At 59.9% G+C, this 367-nt stretch carries 1 protein-coding gene; it reads left to right on the top strand.

Features of this window, described 5'->3' with window-relative positions:
- The coding region (locus J2D73_RS20275) for a hypothetical protein (protein ID WP_341535138.1) at positions 1–367 on the top strand (367 nt) is incomplete at both ends.

Raw genomic sequence — 367 nt, 5'->3', positions numbered from 1 at the left:
TGCCGGCCCGCACGCTTGCGCTGTTCGTGGGATTGACGCAGTGCCTCGGCATGGCAGGCGCGGCGTTCGGCTCAAAACCCACGCGGATGCTCATTGATCCCAATGGTTCGTTCCATTTTTCCTGGGAGCATATCTGGCTTGGATTCAGTGCCATTGGTCTGATTTTGGCGGTTGCCGTGTGGTTCATTATGCCTCGTGACCAAGGGGGCAGCGCACATCATCACGGTGACTTCACGCTGACCAACCTGCTCAAGCCGTTCAGGATTATCTTCTCCAACCCCCAAAGCTGGATCGCGGGCCTGATCGGCGGCCTGCTGTTCGTGCCGACCACCATTGGCGCGCTTGGCTGGGGGGCGTCGATGCTGAG

The organism is Acetobacter sacchari (assembly GCF_017377715.1).
Classification (GTDB): Bacteria; Pseudomonadota; Alphaproteobacteria; order Acetobacterales; family Acetobacteraceae; genus Acetobacter; species Acetobacter sacchari.
The sequence above is the reverse complement of the archived record's forward strand: the minus strand, read 5'-3'. Positions and strand labels throughout refer to the sequence as shown.